This window comes from Pseudomonas sp. DWRC2-2 (assembly GCF_049897885.1).
Taxonomy (GTDB): domain Bacteria; phylum Pseudomonadota; class Gammaproteobacteria; order Pseudomonadales; family Pseudomonadaceae; genus Aquipseudomonas; species Aquipseudomonas azotoformans_A.
In genome coordinates, this window is sequence record NZ_JAFCXD010000006.1 from 78694 (window position 1) to 91685 (window position 12992).

At 60.9% G+C, this 12992-nt stretch carries 12 protein-coding genes and 1 pseudogene; 8 read left to right on the plus strand and 5 right to left on the minus strand.

Annotated features, from left to right (window positions below):
• Positions 1-109 precede the first annotated feature (109 nt).
• Both ACP7EW_RS24185 and ACP7EW_RS24190 read left to right on the plus strand, forming a co-directional pair.
• The gene (locus ACP7EW_RS24185) at positions 110-361 is read left to right on the plus strand and encodes a type II toxin-antitoxin system HicA family toxin (RefSeq protein WP_038846635.1); all 252 of its coding nucleotides are present in this window, start codon (positions 110-112) and stop codon (positions 359-361) included.
• Positions 358-723, plus strand: coding sequence for a type II toxin-antitoxin system HicB family antitoxin (locus tag ACP7EW_RS24190; RefSeq protein WP_426220367.1), 366 nt, complete (start codon positions 358-360; stop codon positions 721-723). The genes ACP7EW_RS24185 and ACP7EW_RS24190 overlap by 4 nt, the downstream gene beginning before the upstream one ends.
• Here ACP7EW_RS24190 and ACP7EW_RS24195 read toward each other — a convergent pair whose 3' ends face one another.
• Complete coding sequence (locus ACP7EW_RS24195) at positions 724-1896, minus strand: MFS transporter (protein WP_426220369.1); 1173 nt, start codon at positions 1894-1896, stop codon at positions 724-726.
• Between the two features lie 141 nt (positions 1897-2037).
• Between ACP7EW_RS24195 and ACP7EW_RS24200 the strand changes: the two genes are divergently transcribed.
• Positions 2038-2625 carry a TetR/AcrR family transcriptional regulator gene (locus tag ACP7EW_RS24200; RefSeq protein ID WP_426220371.1) on the plus strand — a complete coding sequence of 196 codons (588 nt, stop codon included), beginning with the start codon at positions 2038-2040 and terminating at the stop codon, positions 2623-2625.
• Here ACP7EW_RS24200 and ACP7EW_RS24205 read toward each other — a convergent pair.
• On the minus strand, positions 2609-3964 hold the full coding sequence (locus ACP7EW_RS24205) for an MATE family efflux transporter (protein ID WP_426220373.1): 1356 nt from the start codon (positions 3962-3964) through the stop codon (positions 2609-2611). The genes ACP7EW_RS24200 and ACP7EW_RS24205 overlap by 17 nt on opposite strands.
• 278 nt (positions 3965-4242) lie before the next feature.
• On the opposite strand from ACP7EW_RS24205, the pseudogene ACP7EW_RS24210 reads away from it, so the two are divergent.
• Both ACP7EW_RS24210 and ACP7EW_RS24215 read left to right on the plus strand, forming a co-directional pair.
• A pseudogene (locus ACP7EW_RS24210) lies at positions 4243-4734 on the plus strand (MCP four helix bundle domain-containing protein); the annotation flags it as partial.
• 417 nt (positions 4735-5151) lie between these two features.
• The gene (locus tag ACP7EW_RS24215) at positions 5152-5859 is read left to right on the plus strand and encodes a methyl-accepting chemotaxis protein (RefSeq protein ID WP_426160903.1); all 708 of its coding nucleotides are present in this window, start codon (positions 5152-5154) and stop codon (positions 5857-5859) included.
• Here the strand turns inward: ACP7EW_RS24215 and ACP7EW_RS24220 are convergent.
• Positions 5856-6587, minus strand: a complete 732-nt coding sequence (locus tag ACP7EW_RS24220; protein ID WP_177076877.1) for a GntR family transcriptional regulator — start codon at positions 6585-6587, stop codon at positions 5856-5858. The genes ACP7EW_RS24215 and ACP7EW_RS24220 overlap by 4 nt on opposite strands.
• A gap of 113 nt (positions 6588-6700) precedes the next feature.
• Between ACP7EW_RS24220 and ACP7EW_RS24225 the strand changes: the two genes are divergently transcribed.
• The 3 genes from ACP7EW_RS24225 to ACP7EW_RS24235 all read left to right on the plus strand — a co-directional run bounded on the left by ACP7EW_RS24225 (position 6701) and on the right by ACP7EW_RS24235 (position 10890).
• A complete protein-coding gene (locus ACP7EW_RS24225; RefSeq protein WP_061436338.1) occupies positions 6701-8056 on the plus strand; it encodes a class-II fumarase/aspartase family protein in 1356 nt (451 codons plus the stop codon).
• A gap of 128 nt (positions 8057-8184) precedes the next feature.
• Positions 8185-9489, plus strand: coding sequence for a cation:dicarboxylate symporter family transporter (locus ACP7EW_RS24230; RefSeq protein ID WP_426220375.1), 1305 nt, complete (start codon positions 8185-8187; stop codon positions 9487-9489).
• Between the two features lie 12 nt (positions 9490-9501).
• On the plus strand, positions 9502-10890 hold the full coding sequence (locus tag ACP7EW_RS24235) for a class II fumarate hydratase (RefSeq protein ID WP_426220377.1): 1389 nt from the start codon (positions 9502-9504) through the stop codon (positions 10888-10890).
• A gap of 32 nt (positions 10891-10922) precedes the next feature.
• Here the strand turns inward: ACP7EW_RS24235 and ACP7EW_RS24240 are convergent, their stop codons facing one another.
• Both ACP7EW_RS24240 and ACP7EW_RS24245 read right to left on the minus strand, forming a co-directional pair.
• Positions 10923-12008, minus strand: a complete 1086-nt coding sequence (locus tag ACP7EW_RS24240; protein WP_426220380.1) for a hypothetical protein — start codon at positions 12006-12008, stop codon at positions 10923-10925.
• A 147-nt stretch (positions 12009-12155) separates the two neighbouring features.
• Entirely contained in the window at positions 12156-12986 is an 831-nt protein-coding gene (locus tag ACP7EW_RS24245; protein WP_178953162.1) for an IclR family transcriptional regulator, read from the minus strand.
• Positions 12987-12992: the final 6 nt, after the last annotated feature.

Here is a 12992-nt window from a genome sequence, read left to right on the forward strand (position 1 = left end):
CGAGGTGTCATCAAGGGTTACATCAATCTCGGCAGAGACACCCGAACCCGAGCTAGCATTGACGAACACCACTTTTTGCAACTACATTTAGTTACACGCAGGGAACGCCGTGTCCAAAAATGAAAAGCTGCTCGCCAAACTGCTCAATGAGCACATGGCATTTACCTGGCCTGAGCTCGTAACGCTGCTGCGACGACTGGGCTACACACAGATTGAAGGGGCTGGAAGCCGGGTCAAATTCGACATCGGCGACCCCAGTGCAATGATTACCTTGCACAAGCCTCACCCTGGCAACGAACTGAAACACTACATTCGGCGCCAGATCATCGAACAGTTGAAATCAGGAGAACTGATTCAGTGAACAACCAACTGAAACACAAGGGCTACATCGGCTCCATCGAAGCCAGCGTCGAAGACAACTGCCTGTTCGGCAAGATTCTGTTCATCAAGGCGTTGGTGAGCTATGAAGGGAAAACCGTCGCTGAACTGGACGCTGCATTTCGTGAGGCGGTGGATGACTACTTCGCCACTTGCCAGACCCTCGGGCAGACCCCGGAGAAGCCCTGCAAGGGTTCCTTCAATGTCCGGGTCGGCCATGACTTGCACTTGGCGGCAGCCCTGGCGGCAACCCGCAAAAAAGTGACCCTCAATGACCTGACACGCCAGGCCTTGAATGAGTTTTTACAGCATCATGGCAATGATGCATGCCCTGCGGTTAGCTGATTAACCCAACCGCCGATAACCCAACACTGCCGCCCCCAGCACCACCGCCCCCGCCGCCAACGCCACGTAGAACCCGCTGGTGGCGCCTAAGTGGTCAATCATCCAGCCGGAACTGGCAGCGCCAATGGCCACGCCGATGCTGAGGCCGGTGATCAGCCAGGTCATGCCTTCGGTCAAGCGGCTGGCGGGTACGATCTGCTCCACCAAGGCCATGGATACAATGAGCGTTGGAGCGAAGAACAGCCCGGAGATAAAGATGGCCACCGCAAGTCCCGGAATGTTGGTTACCAACAGCAACGGCAAGGTGGTCAGCGCCGTAGCCATGCCACAGAACAGGAACTGCCGGGGCAATGATGCCTTGAGCTTCAGGGTGCCGAACGCCAGCCCTGCCAGGCATGAGCCAATAGCGTACACCGACAACACTATGCTCGCCGCCGCCGGCTGGCCCTGATGCTGGGCAAAGGCGACGCTGACCACATCCACCACGCCGACAATCACGCCCATGGCCAGCAACAGGATCATCAGGATCAGCACCGAGGGTGAAGCAATCAGCCAGCGGCCGTGGTGGCCCTGATGCGCATGCACGGGTGGTTCGGTCTCACGCTGCAACACAAAGGTGGTAACACCCAACGCCAGCAACAACGCGGCGACCAAAGGCCCCGCCTCCGGAAACAGCACCACGCTCAACCCCACTGAAATCGGCGGGCCGATGATGAAACACACTTCGTCCAGTACCGATTCCAGGGCAAACGCGGTTTGCAGCTTGGGTTGGCCCCGATATAGCTCGGTCCAGCGTGCCCGCACCATGGCCGACATGTTGGGCATGCAACCCGCCAGCGCGGCGAACAGAAACAGCAGCCAGTTCGGCGCTTGCAGACGGGTACACAGCAGCAACATCAACAACGCCCCGCCGCCCATCAATGCGGCAATCGGCAGCACTCGGCCCTGACTGTATTGGTCCACCAGCCGCGACACCTGCGGCGCACAAAACGCCGTGGCCAAGGCAAAGACCGCTGCGACCGAGCCCGCCAGGCCATAGCCGCCATGCACCTGCGAGAGCATGGTGATCAAACCGATCCCCGTCATCGATACCGGCATGCGCGCCAGCATGCCCGCCAGCACAAAAGCCCGGGCGCCAGGGACCTGGAACAACTCGGCGTAAGGGTTTGCCATCCTGCTCGACCTCTTCATGAATGCCCCGAAACTTGCTATCCGCAAGAATCGAGGCAAAATACATACGGTGCGTATGTGATAAATCATGCTTAACATACGCAGCGTATGTCAATCTTTCCCTTGTCGATTGTGAGCCCTACCATGAGCCGAGCCCGTGCCGAAATGATCGAAGACACCCGCGCCCGGCTGATTGCCAGCGCGCGCCAGGCCTTTGCGACACAAGGTTACGCGAATACATCGATGGACGACTTCACCGCCCGTGCCGGCCTGACCCGAGGGGCGCTGTACCATCACTTTGGGGACAAGAAAGGTCTGCTGGCCGCCGTGGTTGCCCAACTCGACAGCGAGATGGACGCGCGTTTACAGCGTATCTCAGATGAAGCTTCAGACCTCTGGAGCGGCTTTTGCGAACGTTGCCGTGCCTACTTGCGCATGGCACAGGATGACGAAATCCAACGCATCGTATTGCAGGATGCGCCGGCCGTGCTGGGTGACACGGGCTCCCAGCAACACTGCGTGGAGTCATTGCGCCAACTGATTGAGGCGTTGATGCAGGCTGGAGCCGTCCCCCACGTCCCGAGCCTTGCGCTGGCGCAACTGATCAACGGCAGCCTGGTCAGCACTGCCCTGTGGATCGCCCGGGATGAACACTCGGACGAGCGACTCGAACAGGGCCTGTTAGGTCTTGAACTGCTGCTGCGCGGCCTGAGCCTCACACCAACCGCTTGATCTGCTTGTGTCGCCACACCAACCGGTAATACGCGGTCTGCAAAGCCAGCATGGCCAGATAGGTCACCGGGAACGCCATCCACACGCCCTCCAGGCCGAAATGCGCGTTGAACAGATAAGCCATCGGCAGTTCGACGCAGAGCACACAGAAAATCGAGATCACCACCGGCATCAGTACCACACCGCTGGCCCGCATGATCCCGCCCACCACCGCCTGGAAGCCAAACACCAAGATGCTCCACAGCATGATGTGCAGCAGATGCTCCGCGTTGACCCGTGCCGCATCGTCAGTAATGAACAGCCCGAGCAACCAGTGGGACAACACATAGCCCAACACAATCAATCCGCCGGTGAGGCACAGGTTGATCGACAAGCCGGTGCGCAAAATCGGCCCGATACGCTCCAACCGCCCGGCACCGATCGCCTGGGCACCCAGGATCGAGGCGGTGATGGCGATCGACAACGCCGGGAACTGCACGTAGTTAACGATTTGTGTCACCGCGCCATACGCCGCCGTGGCCTGGGAGCCATGGCCGTTGACCAGGGCAAGGATGACCAATTCCGACAGCGACAGCACCACCATCTGTAGGCCGGTCGGCAAGCCGATGCGCAAGACTTTGCCGAGAATCACGCGGTCCAGGCGCAAGGCCGCAAGCAACTCACGATCCGGCGCCATCACATGGTGCTTGTGGCGCAGGCGCAAGATCAAAAACAGCATGGCCAAGGCATTACCTACCAGCCCGGCATACACCGCGCTCTGGATGCCCATGGGCGGCAGGCCGATCCAGCCGCCAATCAGTGCAGGGGTCAGCAACAGGCCGACCAGGGTCGACACCATCAACGCCAGCAACGGCGAGATAGTGTCGCTGACGCCGCGCAGCAACTGGGTGTAAAGGATGAACACCAGCAACAACGGCATGATCAGCATCATCTTCTGCGCATAGCCGACGGCATCGTCCAGCACATCAACCGGCGTGCCTAATGCCTGCAACGCCGGACGTGCAAACAGACTGCCCAGCACCGCTGCGATCACACCCACCAGCGCGCCCAGCGTCAAGGTTGCTCCGGTAATCACCTTGACCATCCCCGTTTCCTGCGCCCCCCAGGCTTGGCCGATCAACACTGAGGCGCCCGCCCCCAGGCCGATCACCAAGGCAATGAAGAAAAACACAATGGGGAACATGCCTGACACCGCCGCCAACGCTTGGGTGCCGAGCATTTGCCCGACATAGATGCCGTTGAGGGTGCCGGAAAAACTTTGCAGGAAGTTGGACAGCACCATGGGTGCCAGAAAGATCAGGTAGATCTGCCACAGAGGGCGTTGCAAAGGGCTTTGCATGAAAAACGGGGCCTCGGATCACTAAAGCGTCCGAGGGTTATACCGTAAGTGGATCCCATCTTCCTGTGCTTTCGGGTTCCACCACCCGGCAAGCGTCGTGCAGGCATTCGGGATATCCAGGTTTTATTCCATCAATTCGCTCGATGGCAGGGTCAGCAATTTCTGATTGGACGCGTGACAGGCGGGTCGATAGATTCCCCAGCGAAGATAGCTATTAGCCATCACCTCTCAACTCCCTGAATATCGAGCGTTCCATGAAAAAACCTGTCTCGTTGGCGATGCGTATCGGACTGGGCTTTGCGTCCACCCTGTCGTTGCTGGTGCTGATCACCGCCGTCGGAATCCAGCGCGTGGGTTTTATCGACAGCACCCTCAAGGAAGTGTCCGAAAAAGCTGCTGTGGTGCAGCGTTATGCGATCAATTTCCGTGGCAGCGTGCACAACCGCGCCATCGCCATCCGCGATGCCGTATTGGTCAAGGATGAACCGTCGCTCAACCGCCACCTGGCCGAGATCGACCAGCTCAAGCGCGATTACCAGGACTCTGCGGTGATGATGGATCGCCTGTTCGCCAACGCCGCCGCCAGCGCCGAGGAATCCCGTCTTTTGGCTGATATCAAGGCCATCGAGACCCAGGCCCTGGCCTCCACCGAACGGGTGATCAGCCTGCGTCGCGGCAATGACATCGCCGGCGCCCAGGACTTGCTGCTGGCCCAGTCGTCGGCTCACTACACCGAATGGCTCAAACGTGTGAATGCCCTGATCGACTTCGAAGAAGCCCAGATCAAGCAACGCCTGGACACGGTGCAAGCCGCCGCCAGTAACTTTGCCGTGCTGATGCTGCTGGCCAGCGCCGTCGCGATCCTCTTGAGCGTGCTGGTGTCCCTGTTGATCATCCGCAAGGTCAAGGCCACTCTTGGCGCCGAGCCGGAGGAAGTCGCCGAGGCGATCCGTCGCCTGGCCAATGGCGACTTGAACCAACCTATCGAAACCCGCTACCCCGACAGCGTGATGGGTATTCTGAAAAACGCCCTGGCGCGCCTGGGCGACACCATCACCGAAGTACGTTCGGCAGCCCAAGCCCTGCGCCACGCCTCGGTCACCCTGTTGTCCGTAGCCAGCGACAACCGTCAGCAGATCACCCTGCAAACCAGCGAAGCCCAGCATGTGGCGGCTGCGATCACGCAAATGGCGGCCTCGGTCAGTGAGGTCTCGGGCTACGCATCCGCTGCGTCCAAGGCGACCATTTTGGCGGACGCAGAAGTCGACAGTGGCCACCGCCTGGTCGGCGAAGTGACCGTGGCTATCGAGGAGCTCGCAACCATCCTCGACCAGGCCACCAGCCGGGTCAACCAAGTGTCCAGCGACAGTGAAAGCATCGAAACCGTGATCGAAGTGATCAACGCCATCGCCGCCCAAACCAACCTGCTGGCACTCAACGCGGCCATCGAAGCGGCGCGGGCCGGTGAGCATGGTCGTGGTTTTGCGGTGGTGGCCGATGAAGTGCGCTCGCTGGCGACGCGCACCCAGGAATCGACCCAGGAGATCCGCGACATGATCGGCAAGCTGCAAAGCGGCACCCAGGACGCCGCCGATATCATGCAACGCAGCCGCAGCCTGGCCCAGGTCACCGTGGCGCAGACCCGCGATTCACAGGTGGCCCTGGGCAAGATCAGCCAGGAAGTGGGTGCGATCAATGCGATGAACGCGCAGATCGCCAGTGCTTCAGTGCAGCAAAGCGCGGCGGCGGAAGAAGTCGCGCAGAATGTCACACGCATCCACAGCTCCACCGTGCAGTCGGCGGCGGGCTCCGAGCAGGTGGAGCATTCCAATCACGAACTGGCGGAGCTGGCGGATCGCTTGAGTACCAAGGTGGCGTTTTTCAACGTGGCCTAGCGTTTGTCGCGCTTCATCTGCATGGTCAGGGTAAAACGGTCTGCGGGGTAGACCGTTTCCGACACCGCAATCACCCCGCCAGCCTCATCGCGATACTGGCGGATGATATTGAGCCCCAACGCGCCACCCTGCGCCTTGAGGCTGGCGGCCAACTCAGCTGACAGCTGCACCGGCCGCACCTGTTGGTCCACCACATCGATATGCCGCGAGAACGCCTTGCCGATCAACGCGGCGATCAGTTCATCCGGATGCTTGCGCGCTTCGGGAATTACCTCGGCATAGGTTTGCTCGGCGTACACGTCGGTCCAGCACAGCGGCGCGTTACCGGCGCTGGCATCGACCTTGATGCTCGACACACAGAAGTAATGTCCGCCCGGTTCCAGCCCCAGGCGTCGCGCCAGCGCGATATCAGCGACGAACTCGCGAACGTCCTGGATATCGCGGATATGGGTTTCGGCCACCTGCACCAGGTCGGCCACCGACGCCATCGCCTGGGAATAACCGCCCTGGGGTGAGGCGGCTTCGACCCGCGTCCCCACGCGCTTGCGCCGCGAGACCATGCCCTGCCCCTGCAACTGATCGATGGCCGCGCGCACGGTGTGCCGGCTCACCGCGTACAGCGAGCAGAGTTCGAATTCGGTCGGCAACAACGACCCCACCGGGTAATGGCCGCTGCCAATCTGATCGATCAAGTCCTTGGCAACCGCCGCATAACGCCTCTGGCTCACGCTTTCCATTTTTACCCTCGTTGTCGAGTTGACAGTGTATCAGCACAGGCGTAATCATATTGTACGGACATATTAAATATGTATGGTTTAAAAATAACAATTAGGATTTTCCCATGTCGAGCACCGTTTTTGATTCCGCCCTGTTCCGCGACATGTTCGGCACCGCCGAAATGCGCGGTGTGTTTTCCGATAAAGCCCTGATCGAACGCTACATCGAAGTGGAAGTCGCCCTGGCCCGCGCCGAAGCCCGTTGCGGCGTGATCCCAAGCGAGGCCGCCGAGCAGATCGCCGCGCTGTCGAAATACGAGGCCCTGGACCTGGCGCTGATGCAACACGAGACCGAGATCGTCGGTTACCCGATCCTGCCGTTGGTGGAGCAACTGTCGAAGATCTGCGGTGAAGCCGGCCGCTATGTGCACTGGGGCGCGACCACCCAAGACATCATGGACACCGCCGTGGTCCTGCAGGTCCGCGCTGCGCTGGCCATCGTCGAGCGTGATATCCAGGCTGTACGCGGCTTGCTCGCCGGCCTGGCCGAGCGCTATCGCGACACACCGATGGCGGGCCGCACCCACTTGCAACACGCGCTGCCGATCACCTTCGGCTACAAGTGCGCGGTGTGGTTGAGCATGTTCGATCGCCACGCCGAGCGCCTGGTGGAGCTGCGTCCACGCGTTGAAATCGGCCAGTTCGCCGGGGCCGCCGGCACCCTCGCCTCCCTCGGCGACAAGGGCCTGGAAGTACAGGAAGCCTTGATGGCCGAACTGGGCCTGGGCGTGCCGCAAGCCACCTGGCACGTGGCCCGCGATGGCCTGGCCGAAACCCTGAACTTCCTCGGCCTGGTCACCGGTTCCCTGGGCAAGATCGCCCTCGACATCATGATGATGATGACCAGCGAACTGGGTGAAGTGTACGAACCTTTCGTAAAAGGCCGTGGCGCCAGCAGCACCATGCCGCAGAAGCGCAACCCGATTTCCTGCGAGCTGATGTACGCCGCCGCCAAGGGCGTGCGCCAACACGCCGGGCTGATGCTCGATGCGATGATCCAGGACTTCGAACGCTCCACCGGCCCGTGGCAGGCGGAGTGGATCGCCATCCCCGAAGCCTTCGCCCTCAGCGCCGCGTCCCTCGGCCAGGCGACCTTCATGCTCGCCGGCCTGGAAGTACGCCCCGAACGCATGCGCAAGAACCTCGACATGACCCAGGGCCTGATCGTCGCCGAAGCCGTGATGATGGGCCTCGCCCCGGCCCTCGGCCGCCAGGTCGCCCACGACGTGGTCTACGCCGCGTGCCGCATGGCCAATGACCAGGGCACCAGCCTGCTCGACGCCCTGCTCGCCCAGGGCGAAGCCACCGCGCAACTGGACCTGGCCGAACTGCAACGCCTGACCGACCCGGCCAACTACCTGGGGCTGGCGCCACAGATGGTCGATATCGCGCTGGCGCGCCCAGGCTCAGTCAAACGCTGATCTTTCGGGCACATCGGGTTTTTGTAGTGAGCGGGCTTGCCCCGCGCGAGGCAAGCTCGCTCACCACAAAAGCCAGGCTCCTGACACATCGCTCAAACACAGCCAATAACAACAATGAGATCACAGACATGTCATCCACCCCCGTAAAAAAACCGCTCTACAAGGACCTGACTTTCCAGGTCGTCGCCGCCATGTTTCTCGGCATCGCCTTCGGCTTTCTCGCTCCGGAGCTGGCCGCCAGTTTCAAGATCCTCGGCGATATCTTCCTCAAGCTGATCAAGACCGCCGTCGCGCCGCTGGTGTTTTTCACCGTGGTCCACGGCATCGCTTCGGCAGGTGATATCAAGCGCGTCGGCAAGGTCGGCCTGCGTGCGTTGATCTACTTTGAGGTAGTGTCCACCATCGCCCTGGCCATCGGCCTGCTGTGGGGCAACCTGTTGCAGATCGGCTCCGGCATGCACGACGCGCACCCGAGCAGTGCCGCCGCTGCCGCCGCCAGTGCTGCGGTTGCCAAGGGCCATGCGCCCGCGTCGACCATGGACTTCATCTACGGCATCTTCCCGGACAATTTCGTCGGTGCCTTCGCCGGTGGCCAACTGTTACAAGTGCTGGTGATCTCGGTGTTGTTCGGTTTCGCCCTGCTGGCCTTGAAGCCTGAGCGTCGTGAGGTGATCGAAGACGGCCTGAACCGCATCTCCGAATGCTTCTTCGAGTTCATCAACCTGATCATGAAGTTCGCGCCCCTGGGTGCCTTCGGCTCGGTGGCTTATGCAGTAGGCAGCAATGGCACCGCAGTGCTGATGTCCCTGGCCAACCTGGTGTTGATGTTCTACGTCGGCATTGCGTTCTTTATCTTTGTGGTGCTGGGCGCGGTGTGCCGGTTGAGCGGCTTCAGCCTGTGGCGCTTCCTCACCTACATCAAGGATGAAATCTTCATCGTGCTCGGCACCGCATCGTCGGAAAGCGCCCTGCCGCGCCTGCTGCAAAAGCTCGAAAAATTCGGCTGCTCCAAGCAGAGCGTCGGCCTGGTGTTGCCCACCGGCTACGCGTTCAACCTCGACGGTACATCGATCTATATGTCGCTGTGCGTGCTGTTTATCGCCAACGCCTACGGCGTGCCGCTGAGCTGGGAGCAACAGCTGGGCATCATCGCGATCATGTTGGTGACCTCCAAGGGCGCGGCGGCGGTGTCGGGCGGCAGTTTCGTGGTGTTTGCCGCAACCGTCACTGCTATCGGCGTGCTGCCGGCAGAAGGGCTGGCGCTGCTGTTTGGCGTGTACCGTTTCATGTCCATGGCGATTGCCACCTGCAACACCATCGGCAACAGCGTGGCGACGGTGGTGGTGTCGAAGTGGTCTGGCGAGTTCTCCCAGCAGACCGCCCAGGATGAATATCAACGCGTGCTCGGCCGTGCTGCCGGCGCGGCGCTTTAACGGAGCCTAGTGATGACTGCTCTGCGAATCGAACATGACGCGTTCGGCCCGGTGTCGATCCCGGCCGACCGTTACTGGGGCGCACAGACCCAACGGGCACTGGAGGTGTTCGGCAGCAAACAGCCGTTCCCCGCCAGCCTGATCCGCGCCTTTGGCCAACAAAAACGCGCGTGTGCCCGCGCCAATGTACGGCTCGGCGCGCTGGCCCCGAGCCTGGCACACGCGATCGAACTGGCGGCGCAGGCCTTGGCCAACGGCGAGCTTGACCTGCATTTTCCGCTGTCGGTCTGGCAGACCGGCTCCGGCACTCAGACCAACATGAACGCCAACGAAGTCATCGCCAACCACGCCAACCTCGCGCTTGGCGGTGAACTGGGCAGCAAGTCGCCGGTGCATCCCAATGACCATGTGAACCGCTCACAGTCGTCCAACGACAGTTTCCCCACGGTGATGCACCTGACCACCGTGCTGGAACTGCGCGGTCGCCTGCTGCCTGCTTTGGGCCATCTGCGTGATGGACTCAACGCCAAGGCAGACGCCTGGCAGGACGTGCTGAAAATCGGCCGCACCCACCTGATGGATGCGGTGCCGATGAGCCAGGGCCAGGCCTTTGGTGCGTTTGCCCAGCAGATCCAGCATGGCATCGCGCGAATCGAAGCCTGCCTGCCGCGCCTGCGCCTGCTGCCCCAGGGCGGCACGGCGGTGGGCACCGGGTTGAACACACCGGTCGGTTTTGACCTGGCGTTTTGCGAAGAAATCAGCCGACTCACCGGCGAACCCTTCGAAACCAACCCCTGCAAATTCGAAGGCATGGGCACCCACGATGCCATGGTCGAAGCCTCCGGGGCGCTGAATGTACTGGCTGTTTCCTTGACCAAGATCGCCAATGACATCCGCCTGCTCGGTTCGGGTCCGCGTTGCGGCCTGGGTGAATTGATCGTGCCGGACGATGGCCTGACCTCCTCAATCATGCCCGGCAAACGCAACCCGACCATCGCCGAAGTGCTGGTGCAGGCGGCGATGCAGGTGATGGGCAATCACACCACCATTACCTTGGCGGGCGCTTCCAGTACCTTCGAATTGAACGTGGCCAAGCCGGTGCTGATCCACAACCTGCTGCACTCGATCGAGGTCCTCACCGACTGCGTCAGCCTGTTCACCCACAAGCTGCTGAGCGGCCTGGAGGTGAACCGCCCACAGTTGGCGCGCAACGTGGAGCATTCGTTGCTGATGGCGACGGTCCTGAACCCGCTGCTGGGTTATGACCGCGTGGCGCAGATCACCCGCAAGGCGGCGGATGAAGGCTTATCACCCAAGGAGGCGGCGGTGCAGCTGGGGCTGATCACCGCCGCAGAGTATGAGCAACGGGTGCGACCTGAAAGCATGATCAGCCCCGGCTGATCACAGGCTCAGCCAGCACGTTGACGCCCTGATCAGGCCGATACGCGCCCGTTGTCGAGGATAAAGTTGATGTTATCCATGTCGAAGCGCTTGTCCTCGTAGCCTGGCCCGCCTTGGTTGTTGGTACCGATATCCAGTTCCCGCAGAAGGCCAGGACGGTTGAGAAGCTCAGCGGCAAAGTGTCGCGCTTCAGGGCTGAACGTACGATTTGATGGCGTCTGACCAGCCGCTTCCTTCAACTCATTGACGTTGATGTATTGATCGTCCGCGCCAGCGGTAAATTGCCTGAAGTTATCTTTCACGCCTTGAATCAAGTCGTGGTTACTCATGTTTTTGTACTTGTCCGAGGAATAGGCCAGGTTTTCCCTGGAGAACGCTCCGTCGAACACGCCCATGCTGCTCTGGTCGAGTTCCTTGAACACATCACCCCGCTCAAGCAGCTCATTGGCCAGGTCTTTTTCGGCTTGGGTGGCCGGCTGGCCATCCAGTTTGCATCCACTGGCCACCGCATTCAGGGATTTGTCGGTGATCAACCCAGGGGAACTCGGGTCTTCAAATGAACTGAAACGGGCCTGTATCTTGTTGAGAAGCTGCTCCTTGCTGTCGTTCGCGTAAGGACGCTGGCCCGACGCAGACAGGGATGGCTGTTGCCAATCGGCCTGAGGTGAGCAATGGCTTTCCAGGCGCTGGCGCTGCATGCCGCCACTGTACCGGCCTGGAAACTCGCGCATGGGAGGTGCTTCTTGCTGCTCACTTTGATCAATGGTGCGCTCCACATCGCCCATGCTGATCAACCCATCTGTAGAACCTGCGTGGCCGATTGAATCCAGCATCGTGTTCAATTCGGGACGTTGGAGAATCTCCCGTGCCAAAAACGTCATCCGATCATTGAACGGATTACCGGTCAGCGGGCGATTGGCGACCTGCTGGAGGGTTTGCTGTGTCACAAACCCACTGTCAGCACTCTGGAAGTAATCGAAATTTTTCGCGAAATCCCGCGCAACCTCTGAGTTGGGTACGCGCCAGCCAGGGCTCCCGGAGGACGCTTGGGGCTGCTCGAAACGAGGACTGAAATCACTTCTAAAAGGAGTTTCCTGACGAAGGTTTACATAGGACATGGCAAAGGCCTCAGAGACTGGAATCGATAACTGCCCACCCGAATCGGCTGTGCGGCGGATCAACGTTCCATCTGTGGCGATGAGCAGAAAAACGGTTCCTGCGCGTATTAACGACGGCCATTCACCCGCACTTGGCCGCCCTCTGAACTACCCACCAAAGGTCTGCGAGGGCCGGCGCAACGTCGGATCAAACGGATTGATCCTTGGACCAATCGCCGCCGCTTCGCGCTTGAGCAACTCCACCACCATCGGCAACCGGCTCGGCCCCAGCCGATCACTGATGGTCGCCACGCTCAATGCCGCCACCGCATGCCCGTCACGATTGAGGATCGGTACCGCCAACCCCGCCATACCTTCCAGCACCCCAGTATTGCGTGCCGCATAGCCCAGGTTGCGCACGTTCTCCACTTCCGAGCGCAGCAGCACTTCGTCATACAGGTGGAAGTCCTTGAGCCGTGGCAGGTTGTAGCGGATCACCGTCTCGCGCTCTTCCTCCGGCAAGAACGCCAGGATGGCCAGGCTGCCCTGCCCTACGCCCAACGCCACGCGTCCGCCGATGTCCCCGGTGAAGGTGCGGATAGGGTACGGGCCTTCGCTGCGGTCCAGGCAGATTGCGTCGAAGCCTGAGCGCGCGAGCAGGAACAGTGAATCACCCAATGACGCACTCAGGCGCAGCATGCTCGGTCGCACCAGGTCACGCAGATTGCCAGTCTTGCCCGCATTCGCCGCCAGGGCAAAGAACTCCAGGCTCAGGCGATAGCGCTTGCTGCGCGCATCCTGCTCAACCATGCCTTCGTCCATCAGGCTGCGCAGCAAGCGGTGGGTGGTGGGTTGGGACAGGCCCACCTGTTGCGCAAGCTGAGTGACGCGTTCGCCACCCTCCGGCACGTCGCCGAGGGTACGCAGCAGCGCGAACAGTCGGGACACCCCACCGGAGCCGACTTCTTTGGCGCTGTCATTTCGATCAGTGGAATCCATAACAAT